Consider the following 20,947-nt stretch of genomic DNA (forward strand, 5'->3'; position numbering starts at 1 on the left):
TTTGTCGAAAAATATTTTTTGGACACCCCTGAGGGGCCGAAAAGCCTTGATAAATCAACATTTCTAGAGGGAGGGTGTCCGAAAAGCGAACGCTATGCGAACACTTTTGGGACACCCTCTTTTTTTACATAAAGGGGAAAAACGAAAATATAGTGATAAAAGGGAAACGAAAAGGGGGAGCGCTATGATTGTTCATGTCGTCCAACGCGGGGAATCGCTTTGGCAGTTGGCTCAGCGTTACCGCGTTCCGCTTGAGCGGATTGTCGCCGCCAACGAACTGAGCGACCCGAACCGGCTCGCCATCGGGCAGGCGGTGGTCATTCCGGTGCCGTATCGCTATCATACCGTCCGTGCCGGGGAAACGGTATGGCAGATCGCCCGCGCCTATGGAGTGACGGTCGAAGCCATCGGGCAGACGAACCGGCTCGCCAACCCGGCGTTTATTTATCCGGGCACGCCGTTGGTGATTCCGGCTCGCATTCATACGGTGCGCGCTGGAGAAACGTTAGGGCAAATGGCCGCCGCCTATCAAGTCAGCGTCCAGCAAATCATCGAGTTCAACCCCATCGCCGATCCGAATGCCATCGCTCCCGGACAGCGGCTCATCATCCCGCCGGCGAAACCGCTCATCGAGGTGAACGCATTTACGGTGGATCAAGGGGAGAAAGGGGCGGAGCAAGTGCGCGAAGTCGGCCGCCATTTGACGTATGCTGCCCCGTTCGCCTATACGATCCGCGCCGACGGCGGCCTGAATGCCGTCAACGATGTGGCGATCATTCAGGCGGCTTATGCCGCCCGTGTCGTGCCGATGATGACGGTCACCAACTTTACGTATCAGGATCCAGGTTCAAAATTGGCGCAGACGATCTTGACCGATGCCACGCTGCAAACAAGATTGCTTGAGAACGTCATTCAAGTGATGCGGGCGAAAGGATACCGGGCGCTGAACGTCGATTTTGAAAATGTCTACCCGTCCGACCGCGAGCGGTATAACGCGTTTTTGCGGCGGGCGGCGGCTCGGCTTCACGCGGAAGGATATTGGTTATCGACATCGCTCGCTCCCAAAATCAGCGCGGAACAAAAAGGGTTGCTGTATGAAGCGCACGACTATCCGGCCCACGGGCGCATTGCCGATTTCGTCGTGCTCATGACCTATGAATGGGGCTATCGGTTCGGGCCGCCGCAAGCCATTTCGCCGGTGAACCAAATTCGGCGCGTGCTCGATTATGCGGTGACCGTGATTCCGCGGGAGAAAATCATGATGGGGTTTCAAATTTACGCCCGCGACTGGGTGCTGCCGCACGTGCCAGGGCAAGAGGCGGAAACGTTCAGTCCGAAAGAGGCGCTCGAGCGCGCCATTCGCTACGGAGCGTCGATCCAATACGATGTGGCGGCGGCTTCGCCGTTTTACCGCTACACGGACGAACAAGGCCGCCAGCACGAAGTATGGTTTGAAGACGCCCGCAGCGCGTTGGCGAAATTTGACTTGGTGAAAGAATACGGATTGCGCGGGATCAGTTACTGGGTGCTCGGGTATCCGTATCCGGAAAACTGGGTGCTGTTGGAAGACCACTTCCGCATTCGGAAACGGGGATAAGCTGGACGGCTGGAGCGTATGCGCCGATCATCGGGCATGCGCGTTTATTTTGGTTGTTGGCGTTCGAGCTGCTTTTTTAGTTGATCGATTTCGAAATCGTGCTGACGGATTTTATGCTTCAAATAGTCAATCGCCATGACGCATGTCGCCAACCAAATCTCAGATGAGAAAAAGCAAGTGTTGCTTGAGCAGATTCACGAAATCGGCCGTCAGCGGGATTGGTTCCATGTGTATAACAACATGTGGGATCGGAAATTGCATCTGGATGGCATGATTGGCAGCCGAGAATACCAGCAAATCGTGGCGGAAACCGATGGGCATGGTCGTTGGTTTCGGTGGGAGATGAACAGCTCAAATTAGGGGCAATGAGCCTTCCATGAAAAATGATGCCAAGCAAAAGAAGTACGCGATTTCCCTCCATCCTTGAACCATACTAACATCGAATATGAAAACTTGGAGGGAAACGAATGAAACCGTTTGTGCCCAAACTTGTGTATTTCGAGCCGGAGGCGTTGTCGTATCCGCTCGGGAAGGAACTGTATGAGAAATTTACGCACATGGGCATCGAAATTCGCGAGACGACGTCGCATAACCAAGTGCGCGGCATTCCGGGGGAGACGGAGCTGGCGCGGTATCGAAACGCGAAAGCGACGCTCGTTGTCGGCGTGCGGCGGACGCTGAAATTCGACTCCTCAAAGCCGTCGGCGGAGTACGCGCTGCCGCTGGCGACCGGGTGCATGGGCCATTGTCATTATTGCTATTTGCAGACGACATTAGGAAGCAAGCCATACATCCGCGTGTATGTCAACTTGGACGACATTTTCGCCCAGGCGCAAACGTATATTGACGAGCGCGCGCCCGAGATTACGCGCTTTGAGGCGGCGTGCACGTCGGACATCGTCGGCATCGACCATTTGACCCATTCGCTCAAAAAAGCGATTGAGTTTATCGGCGCGACCGACTACGGGCGGCTCCGGTTTGTGACGAAGTACGAGCATGTCGACCATTTGCTTGATGCGAAGCATAACGGCAAGACGCGGTTTCGCTTCAGCGTCAACTCCCGCTATGTCATCCGCCATTTTGAGCCGGGAACGTCGTCGTTTGACGCGCGGCTTGCGGCGGCGCGCAAAGTGGCCGGCGCCGGCTATAAGCTCGGCTTTGTCGTCGCGCCGATTTACCGGCATGACGGTTGGCAGGAAGGGTATTACGAATTGTTTCAGGAGCTCGCCCGGCAATTGGAAGGGGTCGACTTGTCGGATTTGACGTTTGAGCTCATCCAGCATCGGTTTACCAAGCCGGCCAAGCGGGTCATCGAGCAGCGTTACCCAAACACCAAGCTCGATTTGGACGAATCGAAGCGCAAGTATAAATGGGGGCGGCACGGCATCGGCAAATATGTGTACGTTGACGAGGAAGCGCAGGAGCTGGAGGAAACGATTCGCTCGTATATCGCTCGCTTTTTTCCGGCCGCTCAAGTGCAGTATTTTACGTAATGTCCTCTTCATGGTATAATGGGATTGATTGCTATTTTTTGACCTGCCGGGAACGCTAGCGGTGTGTATGGGCTGGGGAAGGATGGCAGGCGAATGTGGCAGGAGGGGACATGCGTTGCCGACACCAAGCATGGAAGACTATATCGAACAAATTTATTTATTGATCGAAGAGAAGGGCTATGCCCGCGTTTCTGACATCGCTGAGGCGTTGTCCGTTCATCCCTCCTCAGTGACGAAAATGGTGCAAAAGCTCGATAAAGACGAGTATTTGGTGTATGAAAAATACCGTGGGTTGGTATTGACGCCAAAGGGCAGAAAAATCGGGCAGCGGCTCGTTTATCGCCATGAGCTGCTTGAGCAGTTTCTCCGTTTGATCGGCGTCAACGAAGAGAACATTTATCGCGATGTGGAAGGGATTGAACATCATTTAAGCTGGAACGCCATTGACCGGATCGGCGATTTGGTGCAGTATTTTCAAGAAGACGAACGCCGCATTCAAGCGCTTCGCGATGTCCAAGCGCGCAATGAACAAGGAGAGTAAGCGGAAGGCTTGCTCTTTTTTGTTCGCCGTACTAAGCGCCCTTGTTTGGTCTTACATATGTATAAACGGCCAAAAAAAGGGGGCGCGGCGATGGACATTGATCTCGTTTTTTCCGGCGGCGGAGTCAAAGGATTTGCGCTGCTTGGAGCGTATGAAGCGATTGAGGAAAAAGGACTGCGCTGGAAGCGGCTCGCCGGCACGAGTGCGGGGGCGTTGCTTTCGGCGCTGCTGGCAGCGGGCTACAGCGCCCGAGACATCGCTCGACTGCTTGAGGAGCTGGAGCTGGAGCAGTTTTTGGATGCGCGTCCGCAGTGGATTCCGTTCCCGCTTTGGAAATGGGTGCGCCTTTACTGGCGTCTCGGCTTGTATCAAGGAAAGGCGTTTGAGCAGTGGCTGGAGGCTGCGCTTGCCGCCCGCGGCGTGCGGACGTTTCAAGATGTGTCGGCCGGCAGCTTGTCGATTGTCGCGTCCGATGTCACCAATGGACGCATCGTCGTCATGCCGGACGATTTGCATCGATACGGCATTGATGCCAAAACGTTTTCCATCGCCAAAGCGGTGCGGATGAGCATCAGCATTCCGTATTTCTTCGAGCCGGTCCGGTTAAACGGGCGGGACGGTCTGGCGCTCATCGTTGACGGCGGGGTGCTAAGCAATTTTCCGCTCTTTTTGTTCGATGAGGAAAAGAAAATGAAAAAACGCCCAGTGCTGGGCGTTCAGTTGAGCCCCAAGCCCGGGGAGCGGCCAAAGCGGACGATCAGCAACGCCCTCGATTTATATGAGGCGCTGTTTGCGGCGATGAAAGAGGCGCACGATGCGCGCTACATCTCGCGCCGCCACGAAAAAAATATCGTCTTTTTGCCGGTGGACAACGTCATGGCCACCGAATTTTCGATTGACCCAACAGCGCGCCGCCGTTTGATCGATTACGGACGCGAGCGGACGCGGCAGTTTTTGCGCCAATGGGCGTATTAAATCGGAGTGCGGTCACCACCGTTTGTCGCTGGCGCGAATCGAATGGGCGAAGAGACAAAAAAAGAATCAAGCTAAAATGAAGCTCGATTCTTTTTTTTGCCTTTTTTGCCCTCAATGACGGTCAGATGCGGAATGGCCGTCCGCTTTTTGAGCGGCCGCTTCAGCTTTGCCGGCTTTGTCTGTTTGCGCCCGGGGCGGGGATGGAGCTTTTTCGATTGCCGCACCGCCTTTCCGTACGACCATCGATCGCTGTCGGTGCGGCGTTGATAGACGAATCGATAGAAGAGGAAAATGGCGGCCACAAACAGGGCGACAAACAGCAGCTGGCGGAACAGCACCGTCGGATGGGCAAAAAGTGTATAGAGAATGCCAACCGTCCCAAGCATGATGGTAACCCCAACAAGCGGATGAATGGTTCGGCGCCGCAATGAGTCCACCCCCTTTTGAACGATTACTGCACCGCTTGTTTCTTTTCCGTTTCGGCTTCCAGATCGAGAAGACGCTGAAATGAGGCGATGGCCACTTCCACCTGGTCATCGTCCGGTTCTTTGGTCGTCAGCCGCTGCAGCCACAAGCCGGGGTAGCCAAGCCAGCGCAGCAGCGGAATGTCTCTCAATTTATTTGTAAACTGCAGCACTTCAAACGAAACGCCAAGCACGACCGGAATTAAGGCGAGGCGGTTGAGAACCCGCAGCCAAAGCGGCTCGGTCGGCACAAATAAGTAGAGGAACAAGCCGACGACAACCGTAAATAAAATGAAGCTGCTGCCGCATCGGTAGTGAAGGCGGGAAGCGCGCTGGACGTGTTCCACCGTCAGCGGCCATCCCGCTTCGTACGCGTTGATGACCTTATGTTCGGCGCCGTGGTATTGGAACACGCGGCGAACAAGCGGTGTGAGCGAAAGAAAGAAAATATAGCCAAGCAATAAGGCGAGTTTAAAAACCCCTTCAAGCAAAATTTGGCCCGTCTTGCCCGGAACGAGCGGCTGTAAGAAGGCGGCGGCAAGCGCCGGAACGAGCGTAAACACCGTTTTGGCGAACAAAAAGGAGAGCACCCCAATGACGGCGGCGCCAACGATGAGCGTCAGTTTGGAGCTGTTTTCGCCTTCTGTCCGCCCCTCCTCCGAACCGGCTTCATACCGTTCGCTGGCGAACTGCAAATGTTTCGCCCCGTTCGCGCTCGCTTCCACGATGGCGACGATGCCGCGGACGAACGGAATTTTTTTAAGCAAAGCCAATGTCGGATAGACGCGCCGCGGCAAAGTGAAATAGTCAATCGTTCCATCCGGACGGCGAACGGCGGTGACCGAATGGGTTCGGCCGGCAAACATGACTCCTTCCACTACCGCCTGCCCGCCGTACAGCGGTTTCTCCACTCGTTTCATTTGATCAACACCAACCTATTTTTATGTTTATTATTTTATTCTACAAGAAACGTCCGGAAACCTCTAGGTTGATGTTACTGTTATGATTTCCAAAAAAACCATCATTTACACAAGCATGATCATTTTTTCGTTTCATTCATGGGGGAGAAGGCAGCCGGTCATACTAACACGTAAGGAGGTGCAGTATGATGGCGCAACAAAACGGAACACTCGAGCAGGAGAAAACGGAACGACCGATGACGCTCGTACAGAAAACGATCATCATTGGGTTTGTCGGCGGAGTATTTTGGAGCTTGATCGGTTATTTGGCGTACTTTTTCAATTTTAGCGACATCAGTCCGAACATGATTCTCATTCCGTGGGTCGCTGGCGACTGGAAGTATGGAAAAGCCGGAAACTACGCGGCGATCGTGTTGATCGGCATCCTTTCGATCGGGGCGGCGCTTTTGTATTATGCGCTGCTTCGCAACGTGCGCGGCATGTGGGCGGGGATGGTCTACGGCGCCGGGTTATGGGCGGTGGTGTTTTATTTGTTTCATCCGCTCTTTTTCCATGTTCAGCCCGTTGCTAAGCTCGACGCCAATACGGTGATCACGACGCTCTGTTTATACATTTTATACGGGGTGTTCGTCGGCTACTCGATTTCTTTTGAAGCGCAAGAAATGAACCAGCCGTCGGCAAGCGAGGGAAAAGAGGCGGCAAAAGAAGGGAGTTGATTTTCTTGCCCGCGCAACGGATAGATGACGGGATCGTCCTCAGTATGGTAAAATAAAGAAGGTTTTTATTGTTTTGGCATCGTTCCCGTTCGGGACGCCCTCGGCCTCTTCGGCAGGAACGGGGAAGCCAAATACGCGGGAAGAGGGGAATGCGGGATGGAAAAGCTAGAAAAGCTGCGAAAACTTCTACAAGAGCACGGGATCGATGGGCTGTTGGTCACAAACGGCTACAACCGCCGCTATTTGACCGGGTTCACCGGCACGGCCGGCGTCGCGCTCGTCAGCTGTGACGGGGCGGTGTTGATTACCGATTTTCGTTACGTCGAACAAGCGACAAAACAGGCTGATGGCTTTGAAGTTGTCGAACATAGCGGGCCGATCGTGAAGGAAATCGCCCATCAAGTCAAGCGGCTCGGCATCAACCGGCTCGGTTTTGAGCAGGAAAACGTCACGTACGCGGCGCATCAGACGTATCAGGAGGCGATTGGCGCCGAGCTCGTTCCGACATCTTCGCTGGTGGAAAAATTGCGCTTGATTAAGTCGGAGGCAGAGATTAAGATAGTAAAGGAAGCAGCCGCCATCGCCGATGCGGCGTTTGCTCATATTTTGTCATTCATCCGTCCGGGCGTTACGGAAATCGAAGTGGCGAATGAGCTGGAGTTTTTTATGCGCAAGCAAGGGGCGTCTTCGTCCTCTTTTGATACGATCGTCGCCTCCGGCTATCGCTCAGCGTTGCCGCACGGGGTGGCGTCAGAGAAGACGATTGAGCGCGGTGAGCTCGTGACGCTTGATTTCGGGGCTTATTACAAAGGGTATTGTTCCGATCTGACGCGGACGGTGGCCGTCGGCGACATCAGCGCCGAGCTCCGGACGATTTATGAAGTCGTCCTTGAGGCGCAGCGGCGCGGCATGGCTGGCCTGAAAGCCGGCATAACCGGCAAGGAGGCCGATGCGTTGACGCGCGACTATATTCGTGAAAAAGGGTATGGCGATTATTTCGGCCATTCGACCGGCCATGGGATCGGCCTTGAAATTCACGAAGGGCCGACGCTTTCCTTCCGTTCCGACGCTGTGCTTGAGCCGGGCATGATCGTCACCGTCGAGCCGGGCATTTATATTCCGGGGCTTGGCGGGGTGCGGATCGAAGACGATACCGTCATCACCGCCGACGGGAACGAAGCGCTCACCCATTCGCCGAAAGAGCTCATCATTTTATAACGGATTGTGTGAGGAGGATTTGGGCCAATGATTTCAGTCAACGATTTTCGCACAGGGCTGACGATTGAAGTGGACGGCGAAATTTGGCGCGTTCTTGAGTTCCAGCATGTCAAGCCGGGCAAGGGAGCGGCGTTCGTCCGTTCGAAGCTGCGCAATTTGCGGACCGGCGCCATTCAAGAGCGGACGTTCCGCGCCGGCGAAAAAGTGAACCGGGCGCAGATTGACACGCGCAAAATGCAATATTTGTACGCCAACGGCGACCAGCACGTCTTTATGGATATGGAAACGTACGAACAAATCGAGCTGCCGGCGAAACAAATCGAACATGAGCTGAAGTTTTTGAAAGAAAATATGGAAGTGTTCATCATGATGTATCAAGGTGAAACGATCGGCGTCGAGCTGCCGAACACCGTTGAGCTAAAAGTGGTGGAAACGGAGCCTGGCATCAAAGGCGACACCGCTTCGGGCGGTTCGAAGCCGGCGAAGCTCGAGACCGGCCTCGTCGTTCAAGTTCCGTTTTTTGTGAATGAAGGCGACACGCTCATCATCAACACGGCTGACGGTACCTACGTGTCGCGGGCGTAAGCGGCGGGCGGCGCAGGGGCTGCCCGAAAAGGCGATCTCCCCTCAAGAAAGACACAGCATATCGTGTGGCAGGGAAGCGGTTAGTGCCTAGATAGCGATGAGAGAGGGTGTCCCAGTCCTTTTCGGCCCCCCTTCAAGATAGCAACATTCCATGCGAGAGAAGCAGTCAGCACGTATAGACAGCAACGTAAAGAAGGGGTTCCGATCGCCCCCTTCAACATAGCGGCATTCCATGCGACAAAAGCAGTCAGCACGTATAGTCGGCAACGAAAGAGGGGGTCCCGATCCGTTTCGGGTCCCTTCTTTATTTTGGGAGCGGTAAACGGCTGCTCTTTTTCATCGGCCTTTTGGGGCCGCTTTTTTTATGCGCTGGTCGAGCGACAAAATCTTCTTCTGAACCGTCTTGTTTTTGCATACGTTTGTACTAACCGATTCCATTTTGTCAACTAGGAGGGAAACATGAAACAATGGCTGCGGTCGATCGACCCGTCCGTGCTGTCGATGGCTGGCATCCGGATGGTGTCGGCGCTGATTGAGCTGAGTGCAGCGCTGTTGATGCTCGTTTTCAACGACGTCAAAAAGGCGTTGGCTGTAAACGCCGCCCTCGCTGTCGTCGGTCCGACGATGATGATTGTCACGATGGCGATCGGGCTGCTTTCGCTAGCGGACGAGCTTTCGTTTTCCCGGCTCGGATTCGTTGCCCTCGGAGTGGCGCTCATTTTGTTTGCGATTTACAAGTAAGGCATCAATAAGTTCGTGACCGGCAAGCAGCGATGCGCCGATTCGTTTACGATTGACAAGTAAGGCATAAATGCCCCGCTCTGCCCATACATATGAACTAGTCCACATGAAAAGGGGGAGGGCTATGGAAGCGGTATGGGGAATGTTGCCGAAACCGATCGCTGCGCTGCTGCAACAATCGCTTGTCGGGCCTCATGAGGTGGAAGAAATCCGCATCCGCATCTCCCGACCGCTTGAGGTGATTGCGCGCGGCAAAGCCCGTTTGCTGCCGTATGAGGTGACGAAAGAGGACGGGGTGCATTTGCTCAACAAATTGAGCCATTATTCCATGTATGCGGTTGAAGAAGAGCTCAAGCGTGGATTTATCACGATTGAGGGGGGGCACCGCGTCGGCCTGGCTGGCAAAGTGATCACCGAAGGCGGAAAAGTGAAAGCCATTCGCGATGTCTCCTCTTTTAACATTCGCATCGCCAAAGAACAAGTCGGCATTGCCGAACCGCTTCTTCCCTATGTGTATGACGGCCGCCGCTTTCGGCACACGATGATCATCGGTTCGCCGCAAACCGGGAAAACAACGCTCTTGCGCGATGCGGCCCGCTTGATCAGCAGCGGAACGAACCAGATGGCGGCGCAAAAGGTGGCGATTGTCGATGAACGATCGGAAATTGCCGGCTGTGTCAAAGGCGTTCCGCAATTTTCGTTCGGTCCGCGCCTCGATGTGTTGGACGCTTGTCCGAAGGCGGAAGGAATGATGATGATGATTCGCTCGATGAGCCCGGATGTCATCATTGTTGATGAAATCGGGCGCGAAGAGGACAGCGAGGCGGTGCTGGAGGCGGCGAACGCCGGCGTTTCGGTATGGACGACGGTGCACGGCCGCAGCCTCAAAGATGTCTGGCAGCGCCCCACCCTGCGAGTAGTGATGGAACAAAAGGTGTTTGAACGGTTTGTGGAGCTGACGAGCGTCCCTCGCCCCGGTTCCATCCGGCGCATTCTCGATGCCGACGGGTCGATATTGTATGAACGGGCGGTGGCGAGCCGATGAAATGGGTTGGGGCTTTATTGATCCTCGCCGCCTCGACATGGTTGGGGACGGCCGCTTCCCGTCTGCTGCATGAGCGGCCGCGCCAACTTCGCCAATTGAAGGCGGCGCTGCGGGTGTTGGAAGCCGAGGTGATGTACGGCCATACCCCATTGGCTGACGCGGCTGACCGCCTCGCCCGGCAGACCGCCGCCCCTTTTTCCGAACTGTTTGCACGGTTTGCCGCCGCATTGAACGCCGGGGAAACAAGCGCGGCCATGGCGTGGGAAAAAAGTTTGCGCGCCGTATGGGAAAAAACGGCGCTGACGCAGGGGGAGTTTGAAGTCATGCTGCAATTTGGGGCTACGCTTGGCCAGTACGATCGCCTCACCCAGCAAAAGCAAATCGCGTTGGCGCTTGCCCATCTTGAACGCGAGGAAGCGGAAGCGGTCGATCATGAGGCGCGCTACGCCAAGATGGCGAAAAGTTTAGGCGTGCTAGCCGGGCTGCTGCTCGTCATTTTACTCATGTAGACAGGAGGCGGAAACAATGGGCATCGACGTCGATCTCATTTTAAAAATCGCCGGCGTCGGCATCGTCATCGCGTTTTTGCACACGGTGCTCGATCAGATGGGGCGGAAAGAATACGCCCAATGGGTGACGCTGCTCGGCTTCATTTACATCTTGTTTATGGTCGCCTCGATTGTGAGCGATTTATTCCAAAAAATTAAAGATGTCTTTTTGTTCCGCGGGTAGGGGGGATCGGCCATTGACATTTTGCAAATTGTCGGTTTCGGGTTGATCGCCACGTTTTTAGCGGTGCTGCTGCAGGAGCAAAAATCGAATCTCGCGTTTTTGCTGACGGTGTTTGTCGGCTGCACCATTTTTTTGCTGCTTGTGGACCAAATCAGCCGCATTTTGACGATGCTGCGGGAAATGGCCGAGGGCGCCCACATTCAAATGGTGTACTTAGAGACGATGTTGAAAATCATCGGCATCGCCTACATCGCCGAGTTTGCCGCCCAAATTTCCAAAGACGCCGGTCAAGGGGCGATCGCCGCCAAAATTGAGCTTGGCGGAAAAATCGTCATTTTGGCGCTCGCCGTGCCGATTTTGACCGCCATTATCGAAGCGGTCATCAGCCTGATTCCGGCGGCGCGATAAGGGGGGGGGACGGGGTGAAACGAATCACGGTTTTGTCCGCTGTGCTAGTGGGCTTCTTTTTTTCCCCGTTGATCGTACAAGCCGCAAGCGGCGAGTCGTCCATCAGCGAACAGCTCGCCCGCCTGGATGTGAGCGAGATCCGCCGCTATTGGGAAACGATCGTTCATGAGTACGGCGGTTTTTTGCCGGAAAGCGAAAAAGGCCCGCTCGCCGATTTTATAAGCGGCGAGCGGCAATGGTCGCCCGCTGAGTGGCTGAAGGCGCTTGCTAGCTACTTGTTTTACGAGCTCCAAGTCAACGGCAAGCTGCTTGGCACGCTCATTTTACTCGCGGTGTTCAGCACGGTGCTCCAATCGCTGCAAAACGCGTTCGCCCAACAGGAAGTGAGCAAAATCGCCCAAGCGGTCATCTATATGGTGCTGCTGCTGATCGCTTTAAACAGCTTCCGGCTTGCAGCGGACTATGCGCTCGAAGCGGTGCGCACGATGAGCCATTTCATCATCGCTTTGGTGCCGCTGCTGCTCGCCCTGCTCGCTGCTTCGGGCGGCGTGGTATCAGCGGCGTTTTTTCACCCGCTCATTTTATTTTTGATGACGACGACGGGGACGGTCGTCGAATATGTCACCTTGCCATTGTTGCTGCTGGCGGCGCTTTTAGGGATTGTCAGCACGCTCAGCGACCGGTACAAGGCGACCCAGCTCGCCAATTTGCTGAACAAGGTGGCGATCGGGCTGCTCGGCGTCATTTTGACCGTGTTTCTTGGCGTCATGTCCGTGCGCGGTGCGACGGCTGCGGTGGCGGATGGCGTCGCGTTAAGGGCGGCGAAATTCGTCACTGGCAACTTCATTCCGGTCGTCGGCAAATTGTTCACAGACGCCGCCGATACGGTCGTCGCCGCCTCGATGCTGTTGAAAAACGCTGTCGGATTGGTCGGAGTGGCGATTTTATTGATGATCGCCGTGTTTCCCGCCGTGAAAATTTTCGCCATCGTCGTCGTTTATCAGCTGTCGGCGGCGCTTTTACAGCCGCTTGGCGGCGGGCCGGTCTTGTCGTGCCTAAACATCATCGGCAAAAGCATCGCCTACGTGCTGGCGGCGCTGCTCATCGTATCGCTCATGTTTTTCCTCAGTCTCACGGTCATGATCATGGCTGGGAACATTACGATGATGGTCCGCTAGGAGGAGCCGTATGCCATTTGTCATTGAGTGGGTCACCAACATTATTTTGTTTTTGCTGTTTGCGGTGGTCATCGATTTTTTGCTGCCGTCCGGAACGATGCAAAAATATGTCAAAATGGCCATCGGGCTGCTGTTGTTGCTAGTGATGCTTACTCCGGTGTTGCGGCTGGCCTCGGTTGCGCCGGAACAGCTTGTCGCTTCGGCGCTGGCCCGCTTTTCCGGCGAGCAAACGGGGGAAGATGCCATAAAAAATGAAATCGAGCGGCAGAAAAAAGAAATACAAGCCTCGCAACGCGCATATATTTTAGAACAAATGGCTGTCCAGCTCGAAAACGACGTAAACGAGGAGTTGATGAAAAAGTATGGGTTGAAAGCCGACGTCAACGTTTCCGCTGAGCCAACAAGCGAAACTTGGCGCATGCCGGATGACATCCGGACGATTTCTGTCGTCCTTTCAAAGCAGCGGCCGGCCGGGACGGTGGAACCGGTCACGATCGACACGACAAAGCCGCCGGATTGGTCGGCGGGCGACGCCGCGCTGGCTGAGGAGGTGCGCTCGTTTCTCGCCGGACGCTGGGAAGTGGATGAACATAAAATTGATGTGCAATTCAGGGGGAGGGAATAGGGGGGATGCTGCCGTTTTTAAAGCGCCTCATTTCTTCACCGGCGAAGGACGAAGACGGGGGAGGGGGGCCGAAAAAGTCACCGTTTTCTTACATGGTCTTGCTGTTGCTGGCTGGCATCGTTTTTATGGCGGCGAGCCACTGGACGAACAGAGGGGGGGACGAGGCGACCCGCCCTTCCGCCATCAAGCCGTCTTCCTCGGCGGAGCCGGCGTTTCTAGCGAGCAAAGAGACGAAAGAAAAAGTGATTGCTGCCTATGAGGAACAGTACGAGAAAGAGTTAAAAGCGGCGCTTGAGTCGATCGAAGGGGTCGATGACGTCACTGTCGTCGTCAACATCGATTCGACGGACCTCAAGCTGTTTGAGAAAAAGCGTTCCACAGAGCGGCAGACGACTGAGGAAAGCGATAAGGAAGGCGGAAAGCGGACGATTGAAAATCAGTCGACCAATGAAGAAGTGATCATCATTCGCAATGGCGAGGAGGAAACCCCGCTCGTTGTCGCCACAAAAAAGCCGGACATCCGCGGCGTGCTCGTTGTCGCCAAAGGAGCGGACAATTTGCAAATTAAAAAATGGATCGTCGAGGCGGTGACGCGCGTCTTAAACGTTCCGAGCTACCGCGTCGCTGTCTTGCCGAAAAAATGATGGGTAAGGGGAGGAGACCGGAATGTTGAAAAAGCAAACCGTTTGGCTGCTGACAATGTTGAGCTTGGTCGTTGTGCTGTCGGTCTATTATGTGACCGCGCCGAAAAACATGAACAACAGCCCGGCGTTCACTGCTGGCGAAAAAACAAAGAACACCGACGAGCCGAGCGTGGCGGTTGAGGAGACACAAAAGCCATCGGCCGCGAAAGAGACGGGCGATGACTTATTTACGGCGCTGCGCATGAAAATCGAGGATGAGCGGAGCCGCTTGCGCGATGAGTTGAACGCCATCGTCGCCTCAGCGAACGCCACAGCCGAGCAAAAGAACGAAGCGCTTAATAAAATTGAAAAGCTGCAGGCGCTCTCCGAAAAAGAAGCGACATTGGAAACGCTCATCAAATCGAAAGGCGGCTATGAAGACGTGCTCGTGCGCGCCGATGACAGCCAAGTGCGCGTGACGATCAAAGCGAAACAAAGCTCAGCGAAATCAGCGAACGAAATCATCCATATGGTGAAAAAGGAAATGCCCGATGCCGAATACGTGACGGTCGAGTTCCAGCCGGCCGGGTGAACGCGCTGCTCTTTCTGGGCGGCTTCTTTTTTTTTGTAAAAGTCTTTCGTTTTCCTGACGGTTGTGTATATAATCGTTATGAATATGTTTGAATGCCTTTGCGGGGCAGGCTTCTTGACACTTGAAGAAAGGTGTGAGGAACGATGAAAATCCAAGAGATCCGCGAATTGATCCGCTTAATTGACCAATCTTCGATCGATGAATTTGTATACGAACAAGGTGAAACGAAAGTACATATGAAAAAAGCGGCGGCCGCGGTCGCCGTCACGCCGGCGGTTGTCTCGGCGCCCGCCGCCCAGCCCGCTCCCGCTGTGACGGTGTCGGCTCCCGCTGCCCCAGCGCCCGCCGCTATGCCTGTTCAGGCGGCTGCTGAAGCGCCGGCAACCGAGGCCGATCAGCCGGCCGTTTCGGCGGCGAAGCAGGCGAAAGAAGGAGCTTTTCATCAAATCACTTCGCCGATGGTCGGCACGTTCTACGCCGCCCCAGCGCCGGACAAGCCGCCGTATGTCAAGCCGGGCGACAAAGTGAAAAAAGATACGGTGGTGTGCATTATCGAAGCGATGAAGCTGTTTAACGAAATTGAGGCGGAAGTCGAAGGCGAGATTGTCGAGGTGCTCGTGCAAAACGGCCAGCTTGTCGAATACGGCCAGCCGCTGTTTTTAGTCAAGCCTGAGTAAGGAGAGAGAGCGATGATCAAAAAAGTATTAGTGGCGAATCGCGGGGAAATCGCTGTTCGCATCATTCGCGCTTGCCGCGAGCTCGGCATTGAGACGGTCGCCGTCTTCTCGCAAGCCGACCGCGACGCTTTGCACGTGCAGCTCGCCGATGAAGCCTACTGCATCGGACCGACCGCGTCGAAAGACAGCTATTTGAATTTCACCAACATCATGAGCGTTGCCACGCTCACAGGTTGCGACGCCATTCATCCGGGCTACGGATTTTTGGCGGAAAACGAAGCGTTCGCCGAGCTGTGCCGCGAGTGCCACGTGACGTTCATCGGCCCGAGCCCGGAAGCCATCGCCAAAATGGGCATAAAAGATATTGCCCGCGAAACGATGCGCGAAGCCGGCGTGCCGATTGTGCCCGGATCGCGCGGAGTCATTGAAACTCTCGATGAGGCGCGGGCGATCGCCCAAGAGATCGGCTATCCGGTCATCATCAAAGCGACGGCCGGCGGCGGCGGGAAAGGGATTCGCGTCGCCCGCAACGAAGAGGAACTCATCAAAGGCATCAACATCACCCAGCAGGAAGCGGCGACGGCGTTCGGCAACCCCGGCGTCTATATTGAGAAATATATCGAAGATTTCCGCCATGTGGAAATTCAAGTGCTCGCCGATTCGTACGGGAACACGATCCACCTCGGTGAGCGCGACTGCTCGATTCAGCGCCGGCTGCAAAAACTCGTCGAAGAAGCGCCGTCGCCAGCGCTTGATGACGAGATGCGCCAAAAAATGGGCGAGGCGGCCGTCAAGGCGGCGAAAGCGGTCAACTACACCGGCGCCGGCACGGTCGAGTTCATTTACGACCATCGCCACCGACAATTTTACTTCATGGAGATGAATACGCGCATTCAAGTCGAGCATCCGGTCACCGAACTGATCACCGGCGTCGATTTGGTGAAGGAACAAATTCGCATCGCCGCGGGCGAAAAGCTGTCGATCACCCAAGATGACGTTACGTTCAACGGCTGGGCGATCGAATGCCGCATCAATGCGGAAAATCCAGCGAAAAACTTTATGCCATCGCCGGGGAAAATCGCCATGTACTTGCCGCCCGGCGGACCGGGCGTGCGCGTCGATTCCGCCGCTTATCCCGGTTATGCGATCCCGCCGTATTACGATTCGATGATCGCCAAGCTGATCGTCCACGCGCCGACGCGCGCGGAAGCGATCGCCCGCATGAGACGCGCGCTTTCGGAGTTTGTCATCGAAGGCATTCATACGACGATTCCGTTCCACATAAAATTAATGGAACATGAAAAGTTTCAAAGCGGCGAGTTTAATACGAAGTTTTTGGAGTTATATGATATTATGAAGGCAGAATAGGAGGTGCCTTATGTCGGAGCATATTTTTGAGACAGAACAAACGTATCCGGCGCTCGGCAAGGTGGAAATCGCCCCGGAAGTGATCGAGGTGATTGCCGGCATTGCCGCGTCGGAAGTGGAGGGCATCGCGCAAATGCGCGGCAATTTTGCCGCCGGCGTCGCCGAGCGGTTTGGAAAGAAACATCACGGCAAAGGAGTCAAAGTCGACCTGCGCGATGACGGCGTCATCATCGATCTGTATTGCCTCGTCCAGTTCGGTGCCTCCATTCCGAACGTGGCGAAAAAGGTGCAGGAAAACGTGCGCCAAGCGCTTTGGAACATGACGGGCCTCGAGGCGAACGAGGTGAACGTTCATATCGTCGGCATCCAGTTTGAAGCCGGCAAGCAGGAACCGGATGCGGTCGAACAATGAGAGCCAGGCGGCTGCCGAAAGAAGCAGCCGCCTTTTGTTTTTTTCGTCAAAGTTTGTTATTGTAATGAACGAGGCTGTGGCGCGGCCGGCGGACAGGCGAACGACCGATCGAAAAAAGGTGGTTTTTCCCGAAAAATATGATATCATTTCAATATAAATGTTCGTGTTTGTAAGGAGGGATGGCTATGAAGCGGCACGAAGCGCGCGAGAAGGCGCTGCAGGCGCTGTTCCAAATCGATGTCGGCCGCATTGCCCCGGAAGAGGCGCTGGCCAACGTCATTGGCGAAGAAGAAGTCGACCCGTTTTTGCGCCGGCTGGTCATGGGCGTTGTCGAGCATCGAGAAGAGATCGACGAGCTGCTGCGCGCCAATTTGGAAAAGTGGACGCTTGAGCGGGTGGCGAACGTGGATCGCGCCATTTTGCGCATGGCGACGTACGAAATGAAATACGTCGATGAAGTGCCGGTGAGCGTCAGCTTGGACGAAGCGGTGGAGCTGGCGAAAAAATTCGGCGACGGAAAATCGGGAAGTTTTGTCAACGGTGTGCTTTCCAAAGTGAAAGCAGCGCTGCAAACATGATAGCGGCCGCTTGGGCGGAAGAAGACGGAATGATGGACGAGGAGAGGAGAAGGGAGACCATGACAGCACAAATCATTAGCGGAACGGAAATGGCGAAGACGATTCGCGCCGCGCTGGCGGAGGAGGTGGCGCAGCTGAAAGCGGCCGGCGTCGAGCCGGGGTTGGCGGTCGTTTTGGTCGGCGATGATCCGGCGTCACATTCCTATGTGAAAGGAAAACAAAAAGCGTGCGCCGAAGTCGGTATTCGTTCTTTTCTTTATTCGTTTCCGAAAACGGTCGATGAAGAGACGCTGTTGGCGCAAATTCGCGCCTTGAACGCCGATTCAGCGGTGCACGGCATTTTGGTGCAGCTGCCGCTCCCGGAGCATATTCGCGAATGGTCGGTCATTGAAACGATCGCCCCGGAAAAAGATGTCGACGGGTTTCACCCGATCAACGTCGGAAAAATGATGATCGGCCAGCGCGCGTTTCTGCCTTGCACGCCGCATGGCGTTGTCGCGATGGTGAAGTCCGCCGGCATTGACATCGTTGGCAAACATGTCGTCGTCATCGGCCGAAGCAACATCGTCGGCAAACCGGTTGGCCAGCTTTTTTTGCGCGAACACGCCACGGTGACGTACACTCATTCCAAAACAAACGATCTAGCGGCCATCACCCGCCAAGCTGATATTTTAATCGTCGCCGCCGGCAAGGCCCGCCTCATCGGCCCAGAGCACGTCAAGCCCGGGGCGGTCGTCATTGATGTCGGCGTCAACCGGCTTGAAAATGGCAAACTGTGCGGCGACGTTGATTTTGAGGCGGTGAAAGAAGTGGCCGGCTATATTACGCCGGTGCCGGGCGGAGTCGGACCGATGACGATCACGATGCTTTTGCACAATACGATCGAAGCGGCCCGAGAGCTGGCTGCAAAGTGAGGGCAAGGATCCGTGGAAGTCAAATATGTCACGGTCGGGGCATTGACGAAGTACATCAAACGCAAGTTCGATGTCGATCCGCATTTGCGCGACTTATGGGTAAAAGGCGAGATTTCCAACTTTAAGCAGCATTCGCGCGGCCATATGTATTTTACGTTGAAAGACAGCCAAGGGCGCATTGCCGCCGTCATGTTTGCCGGCTACAACCAGCATTTACCGTTTCGTCCTGAAGACGGGATGAACGTGCTCGCGCGCGGGGAAATTTCTGTCTACGAACCGAACGGCAACTATCAGCTGTATGTCAAAGAAATGCAGCCGGAAGGCGTTGGCAGCTTGTATTTGGCCTATGAACAGCTGAAGCAGCGGCTCGAGGCGGAAGGGCTGTTTGCGTCGGCCCATAAAAAGCCGCTTCCCGCCTTTCCGCGCTGCATCGGCGTTGTCACGTCGCCGACCGGAGCGGCGGTGCGCGATATCATGACCACCATCCGCCGGCGCTATCCGTTGGCGAAAGTGATTTTATTTCCGGCGCTCGTCCAGGGGGAAGGGGCCGCCTCCTCGATTGCCCGCGCCATTGAGCGGGCCAACGAGCTCGGCGCGGTCGACGTCTTGATCGTCGGCCGCGGCGGCGGATCGATTGAAGAGTTATGGGCGTTCAATGAAGAAATGGTCGCGCGCGCCATTTTCGCTTCCCGGGTGCCGATCATTTCAGCGGTCGGCCATGAGACCGATTTTACGATCGCTGATTTTGTCGCCGATTTGCGCGCGCCGACGCCGACTGCCGCCGCCGAACTGGCGGTGCCGCACGTCGGTGAGTTGGCGGAGCGGCTCGCGGAGCGGAAATGGCGGCTCATCCGCGCCATGAAGGAACGGCTCGCCGCCGGCCGAGAACGGCTTGATCGTCTGCAAGCGTCGTACGCGTTTCGCTACCCGAAACGGTTGTACGAGCAAAAGGAGCAGCAGTTCGATGCCTTGCTTGAGCGGCTTCACCGTCAGCGCCGATCGTATGTCGACGAGAAGCATCGACAGCTGCGCGAGCTTGGCTTGCGGTTATGGCGCCATCATCCGGCGGCGGAGCTTGAACGGGTAAAAGAGCGGCAAATCGCGGCCGCCACCGCGTTGAAAAAAGCGATGCGGTCGGCGTTAGAGCGCCATGCGTTCCGCTTTCGCTCCCATCTCGCCCGGCTCGAGGCGCTCAGCCCGCTTCGCGTCATGGAACGCGGCTATAGTTTGGTGTACAATGAGCGAGGGGAGCTTGTCAAACGGCTCAGCCAGCTTGCCGTCGGCGAACGTCTGTCAGTTCGAGTTCAAGATGGACGGGTGAACTGCCAAGTCATGGGAGTGGAGGAGAAACGCGATGAGTGAAGAAAAAGAGCTGACGTTTGAAGAAGCGATGAAACAGCTTGAAGCGATCGTGGAAAAACTCGAAGAAGGAAATGTGCCGCTAGAGGAGGCCATCGCCTTTTTTCAAGAAGGAATGAAACTGTCGAAACTATGCCACGACAAACTGCAGCAGGTGGAAAACAAGCTCGAGTATTTGCTGCGCGAAGACGGCGAGCTCGTGCCTTTTTCGCCGGAGGAGGAGTAACGGGTGGAGCAGCGGGAGATTGAACAGTTTTTAAACGGGCAAAAACGGGCGGTTGAGGAGACGCTTTCCCGCTATATGGCGCGCCTCCGCGGGCCGGAGACGCTCAGGCGGGCGATGGCGTACTCGCTCGAGGCCGGAGGCAAACGCATTCGTCCGCTTTTATTGTTGGCGACCGTGCAGGCGCTTGGCAAAGATCCCGCCCTTGGTCTGCCGGTTGCCGCGGCGGTGGAAATGATTCATACGTATTCGCTCATTCACGACGACTTGCCAAGCATGGACAATGATGATTTGCGGCGCGGCAAACCGACGAATCATAAAGTGTTTGGCGAGGCGATGGCGATTTTGGCTGGCGATGCGCTGCTGACGTACGCCTTTCAGCTGATCGCCGAAATCGATGACGATCGCATTTCCCCTCCCGTCCGCCTCCAGCTCATCGAACAGCTCGCGCAAGCGGCGGGCCCGGAAGGCATGGTGGCCGGACAGGTCGCCGATATGGAAGGAGAAGGAAAAACGCTTTCGCTTGCAGAACTGGAGTATATCCACCGGCATAAAACCGGGAAAATGCTGCAATACAGCGTGCGTGCCGGAGCGCTCATCGGCGGCGCCAGCACCGAGCAGCAGCGCGAGCTTGAGGCTTTTGCCGACCACTTAGGCCTCGCGTTTCAAATTCGCGATGATATTCTCGACATTGAAGGGGCCGAGGAAAAAATTGGAAAACGAGTCGGCAGCGACCGCGACAACAACAAGGCGACGTATCCGGCTCTTCTCACGCTCGCCGGCGCGAAACAAACGCTGCGGGTTCACATCGAAGAAGCGCAGCGCCATTTGCGACAAGCGAAGGTGAATGGCGCCGCGCTCGCCTACATTTGCGAGCTTGTCGCAGCGCGCGACCATTGAATAGGGCGGCGGCCTTTCCTGTTCGATCAGGGCGAGGCGGCCGCTTTGTTTGTTGTTGGCGAT

Annotated in this window: 27 protein-coding genes; 25 read left to right on the top strand and 2 right to left on the bottom strand. The window is 55.5% G+C overall.

The features are described 5' to 3' along the window. Nucleotides 1-184: 184 nt before the first annotated feature. The 5 genes from B4113_RS02035 (at nt 185) to B4113_RS02055 (ending at nt 4,606) form a co-directional block, all read left to right on the top strand. A complete protein-coding gene (locus B4113_RS02035; RefSeq protein WP_033019324.1) occupies nt 185-1,597 on the top strand; it encodes a LysM peptidoglycan-binding domain-containing protein in 1,413 nt (470 codons plus the stop codon). Between the two features lie 135 nt (nt 1,598-1,732). Next, complete coding sequence (locus tag B4113_RS02040) at nt 1,733-1,957, top strand: DUF2332 family protein (RefSeq protein WP_051962716.1); 225 nt, start codon at nt 1,733-1,735, stop codon at nt 1,955-1,957. Between the two features lie 107 nt (nt 1,958-2,064). After that, on the top strand, nt 2,065-3,090 hold the full coding sequence (gene splB / locus B4113_RS02045; RefSeq protein WP_033019325.1) for a spore photoproduct lyase: 1,026 nt from the start codon (nt 2,065-2,067) through the stop codon (nt 3,088-3,090). A gap of 115 nt (nt 3,091-3,205) precedes the next feature. Then, nucleotides 3,206-3,631 carry a transcriptional regulator MntR gene (mntR, locus tag B4113_RS02050; protein ID WP_033019326.1) on the top strand — a complete coding sequence of 142 codons (426 nt, stop codon included), beginning with the start codon at nt 3,206-3,208 and terminating at the stop codon, nt 3,629-3,631. 90 nt (nt 3,632-3,721) lie between these two features. After that, nucleotides 3,722-4,606, top strand: coding sequence for a patatin-like phospholipase family protein (locus B4113_RS02055; protein ID WP_033019327.1), 885 nt, complete (start codon nt 3,722-3,724; stop codon nt 4,604-4,606). Nucleotides 4,607-4,677: 71 nt separating this feature from the next. Here the strand turns inward: B4113_RS02055 and B4113_RS02060 are convergent, their stop codons facing one another. Next, nucleotides 4,678-5,034 carry an SA1362 family protein gene (locus B4113_RS02060; RefSeq protein WP_033019328.1) on the bottom strand — a complete coding sequence of 119 codons (357 nt, stop codon included), beginning with the start codon at nt 5,032-5,034 and terminating at the stop codon, nt 4,678-4,680. 23 nt (nt 5,035-5,057) lie between these two features. Next, on the bottom strand, nt 5,058-5,990 hold the full coding sequence (locus B4113_RS02065; RefSeq protein WP_033019329.1) for a DUF1385 domain-containing protein: 933 nt from the start codon (nt 5,988-5,990) through the stop codon (nt 5,058-5,060). Nucleotides 5,991-6,175: 185 nt separating this feature from the next. On the opposite strand from B4113_RS02065, the gene B4113_RS02070 reads away from it, so the two are divergent. From B4113_RS02070 to B4113_RS02165, 20 genes are all read left to right on the top strand, one after another. Then, on the top strand, nt 6,176-6,706 hold the full coding sequence (locus B4113_RS02070) for a YqhR family membrane protein (protein WP_033019330.1): 531 nt from the start codon (nt 6,176-6,178) through the stop codon (nt 6,704-6,706). 156 nt (nt 6,707-6,862) lie between these two features. Further along, a complete protein-coding gene (locus B4113_RS02075; RefSeq protein WP_033019331.1) occupies nt 6,863-7,924 on the top strand; it encodes a Xaa-Pro peptidase family protein in 1,062 nt (353 codons plus the stop codon). A 27-nt stretch (nt 7,925-7,951) separates the two neighbouring features. Next, a complete protein-coding gene (gene efp / locus B4113_RS02080; protein ID WP_011231892.1) occupies nt 7,952-8,509 on the top strand; it encodes an elongation factor P in 558 nt (185 codons plus the stop codon). A gap of 459 nt (nt 8,510-8,968) precedes the next feature. Beyond that, complete coding sequence (locus tag B4113_RS02085; RefSeq protein WP_033019332.1) at nt 8,969-9,250, top strand: YqhV family protein; 282 nt, start codon at nt 8,969-8,971, stop codon at nt 9,248-9,250. Nucleotides 9,251-9,374: 124 nt separating this feature from the next. Beyond that, on the top strand, nt 9,375-10,295 hold the full coding sequence (spoIIIAA, locus tag B4113_RS02090) for a stage III sporulation protein AA (RefSeq protein WP_033019333.1): 921 nt from the start codon (nt 9,375-9,377) through the stop codon (nt 10,293-10,295). Beyond that, nucleotides 10,292-10,804 carry a stage III sporulation protein SpoIIIAB gene (gene spoIIIAB / locus B4113_RS02095; protein ID WP_033019334.1) on the top strand — a complete coding sequence of 171 codons (513 nt, stop codon included), beginning with the start codon at nt 10,292-10,294 and terminating at the stop codon, nt 10,802-10,804. The genes spoIIIAA and spoIIIAB overlap by 4 nt, the downstream gene beginning before the upstream one ends. A gap of 16 nt (nt 10,805-10,820) precedes the next feature. Then, on the top strand, nt 10,821-11,027 hold the full coding sequence (gene spoIIIAC / locus B4113_RS02100; RefSeq protein WP_011231888.1) for a stage III sporulation protein AC: 207 nt from the start codon (nt 10,821-10,823) through the stop codon (nt 11,025-11,027). Between the two features lie 21 nt (nt 11,028-11,048). After that, entirely contained in the window at nt 11,049-11,435 is a 387-nt protein-coding gene (gene spoIIIAD, locus B4113_RS02105) for a stage III sporulation protein AD (protein ID WP_033019335.1), read from the top strand. 14 nt (nt 11,436-11,449) lie between these two features. Beyond that, a complete protein-coding gene (gene spoIIIAE / locus B4113_RS02110) occupies nt 11,450-12,613 on the top strand; it encodes a stage III sporulation protein AE (protein ID WP_033019336.1) in 1,164 nt (387 codons plus the stop codon). 10 nt (nt 12,614-12,623) lie between these two features. Then, complete coding sequence (gene spoIIIAF / locus B4113_RS02115; RefSeq protein WP_033019337.1) at nt 12,624-13,238, top strand: stage III sporulation protein AF; 615 nt, start codon at nt 12,624-12,626, stop codon at nt 13,236-13,238. Between the two features lie 5 nt (nt 13,239-13,243). Beyond that, entirely contained in the window at nt 13,244-13,882 is a 639-nt protein-coding gene (gene spoIIIAG / locus B4113_RS02120) for a stage III sporulation protein AG (RefSeq protein ID WP_033019338.1), read from the top strand. A gap of 22 nt (nt 13,883-13,904) precedes the next feature. Next, nucleotides 13,905-14,453 (top strand): SpoIIIAH-like family protein, encoded by a 549-nt coding sequence (locus B4113_RS02125; protein ID WP_033019340.1) that lies wholly within the window; start codon nt 13,905-13,907, stop codon nt 14,451-14,453. Nucleotides 14,454-14,596: 143 nt separating this feature from the next. After that, nucleotides 14,597-15,130 (top strand): acetyl-CoA carboxylase biotin carboxyl carrier protein, encoded by a 534-nt coding sequence (accB, locus tag B4113_RS02130; protein ID WP_033019342.1) that lies wholly within the window; start codon nt 14,597-14,599, stop codon nt 15,128-15,130. 12 nt (nt 15,131-15,142) lie between these two features. Beyond that, nucleotides 15,143-16,498 carry an acetyl-CoA carboxylase biotin carboxylase subunit gene (gene accC, locus B4113_RS02135; RefSeq protein WP_033844161.1) on the top strand — a complete coding sequence of 452 codons (1,356 nt, stop codon included), beginning with the start codon at nt 15,143-15,145 and terminating at the stop codon, nt 16,496-16,498. 10 nt (nt 16,499-16,508) lie between these two features. After that, on the top strand, nt 16,509-16,910 hold the full coding sequence (locus tag B4113_RS02140) for an Asp23/Gls24 family envelope stress response protein (protein WP_033844160.1): 402 nt from the start codon (nt 16,509-16,511) through the stop codon (nt 16,908-16,910). Between the two features lie 185 nt (nt 16,911-17,095). Further along, on the top strand, nt 17,096-17,488 hold the full coding sequence (gene nusB, locus B4113_RS02145) for a transcription antitermination factor NusB (protein WP_033019347.1): 393 nt from the start codon (nt 17,096-17,098) through the stop codon (nt 17,486-17,488). A 59-nt stretch (nt 17,489-17,547) separates the two neighbouring features. Then, nucleotides 17,548-18,402, top strand: a complete 855-nt coding sequence (folD, locus tag B4113_RS02150) for a bifunctional methylenetetrahydrofolate dehydrogenase/methenyltetrahydrofolate cyclohydrolase FolD (RefSeq protein WP_033844159.1) — start codon at nt 17,548-17,550, stop codon at nt 18,400-18,402. A 12-nt stretch (nt 18,403-18,414) separates the two neighbouring features. Then, the gene (xseA, locus tag B4113_RS02155) at nt 18,415-19,764 is read left to right on the top strand and encodes an exodeoxyribonuclease VII large subunit (protein WP_033019353.1); all 1,350 of its coding nucleotides are present in this window, start codon (nt 18,415-18,417) and stop codon (nt 19,762-19,764) included. After that, the gene (locus tag B4113_RS02160) at nt 19,757-19,987 is read left to right on the top strand and encodes an exodeoxyribonuclease VII small subunit (protein ID WP_033019355.1); all 231 of its coding nucleotides are present in this window, start codon (nt 19,757-19,759) and stop codon (nt 19,985-19,987) included. Before xseA ends, B4113_RS02160 begins: the two co-directional genes overlap by 8 nt. Nucleotides 19,988-19,990: 3 nt before the next feature. Next, entirely contained in the window at nt 19,991-20,884 is an 894-nt protein-coding gene (locus B4113_RS02165; RefSeq protein WP_033019356.1) for a polyprenyl synthetase family protein, read from the top strand. The last annotated feature ends 63 nt before the right edge of the window (nt 20,885-20,947 follow it).

This window comes from Geobacillus sp. B4113_201601 (assembly GCF_001587475.1).
GTDB classification, from domain to species: Bacteria; Bacillota; Bacilli; order Bacillales; family Anoxybacillaceae; genus Geobacillus; species Geobacillus icigianus.

Bases quoted from the DNA above. Each gene is read 5' to 3' on its own strand.
- B4113_RS02035 (WP_033019324.1), top strand. From the start codon at position 185: ATGATTGTTCATGTCGTCCAACGCGGGGAATCGCTTTGGCAGTTGGCT.
- B4113_RS02040 (WP_051962716.1), top strand. From the start codon at position 1,733: ATGACGCATGTCGCCAACCAAATCTCAGATGAGAAAAAGCAAGTGTTG.
- splB (WP_033019325.1), top strand. From the start codon at position 2,065: ATGAAACCGTTTGTGCCCAAACTTGTGTATTTCGAGCCGGAGGCGTTG.
- B4113_RS02055 (WP_033019327.1), top strand. From the start codon at position 3,722: ATGGACATTGATCTCGTTTTTTCCGGCGGCGGAGTCAAAGGATTTGCG.
- B4113_RS02065 (WP_033019329.1), bottom strand. From the start codon at position 5,990: ATGAAACGAGTGGAGAAACCGCTGTACGGCGGGCAGGCGGTAGTGGAA.
- B4113_RS02070 (WP_033019330.1), top strand. From the start codon at position 6,176: ATGATGGCGCAACAAAACGGAACACTCGAGCAGGAGAAAACGGAACGA.
- B4113_RS02075 (WP_033019331.1), top strand. From the start codon at position 6,863: ATGGAAAAGCTAGAAAAGCTGCGAAAACTTCTACAAGAGCACGGGATC.
- efp (WP_011231892.1), top strand. From the start codon at position 7,952: ATGATTTCAGTCAACGATTTTCGCACAGGGCTGACGATTGAAGTGGAC.
- B4113_RS02085 (WP_033019332.1), top strand. From the start codon at position 8,969: ATGAAACAATGGCTGCGGTCGATCGACCCGTCCGTGCTGTCGATGGCT.
- spoIIIAA (WP_033019333.1), top strand. From the start codon at position 9,375: ATGGAAGCGGTATGGGGAATGTTGCCGAAACCGATCGCTGCGCTGCTG.
- spoIIIAB (WP_033019334.1), top strand. From the start codon at position 10,292: ATGAAATGGGTTGGGGCTTTATTGATCCTCGCCGCCTCGACATGGTTG.
- spoIIIAC (WP_011231888.1), top strand. From the start codon at position 10,821: ATGGGCATCGACGTCGATCTCATTTTAAAAATCGCCGGCGTCGGCATC.
- spoIIIAF (WP_033019337.1), top strand. From the start codon at position 12,624: ATGCCATTTGTCATTGAGTGGGTCACCAACATTATTTTGTTTTTGCTG.
- spoIIIAG (WP_033019338.1), top strand. From the start codon at position 13,244: ATGCTGCCGTTTTTAAAGCGCCTCATTTCTTCACCGGCGAAGGACGAA.
- B4113_RS02125 (WP_033019340.1), top strand. From the start codon at position 13,905: ATGTTGAAAAAGCAAACCGTTTGGCTGCTGACAATGTTGAGCTTGGTC.
- accB (WP_033019342.1), top strand. From the start codon at position 14,597: ATGAAAATCCAAGAGATCCGCGAATTGATCCGCTTAATTGACCAATCT.
- accC (WP_033844161.1), top strand. From the start codon at position 15,143: ATGATCAAAAAAGTATTAGTGGCGAATCGCGGGGAAATCGCTGTTCGC.
- B4113_RS02140 (WP_033844160.1), top strand. From the start codon at position 16,509: ATGTCGGAGCATATTTTTGAGACAGAACAAACGTATCCGGCGCTCGGC.
- nusB (WP_033019347.1), top strand. From the start codon at position 17,096: ATGAAGCGGCACGAAGCGCGCGAGAAGGCGCTGCAGGCGCTGTTCCAA.
- folD (WP_033844159.1), top strand. From the start codon at position 17,548: ATGACAGCACAAATCATTAGCGGAACGGAAATGGCGAAGACGATTCGC.
- B4113_RS02160 (WP_033019355.1), top strand. From the start codon at position 19,757: ATGAGTGAAGAAAAAGAGCTGACGTTTGAAGAAGCGATGAAACAGCTT.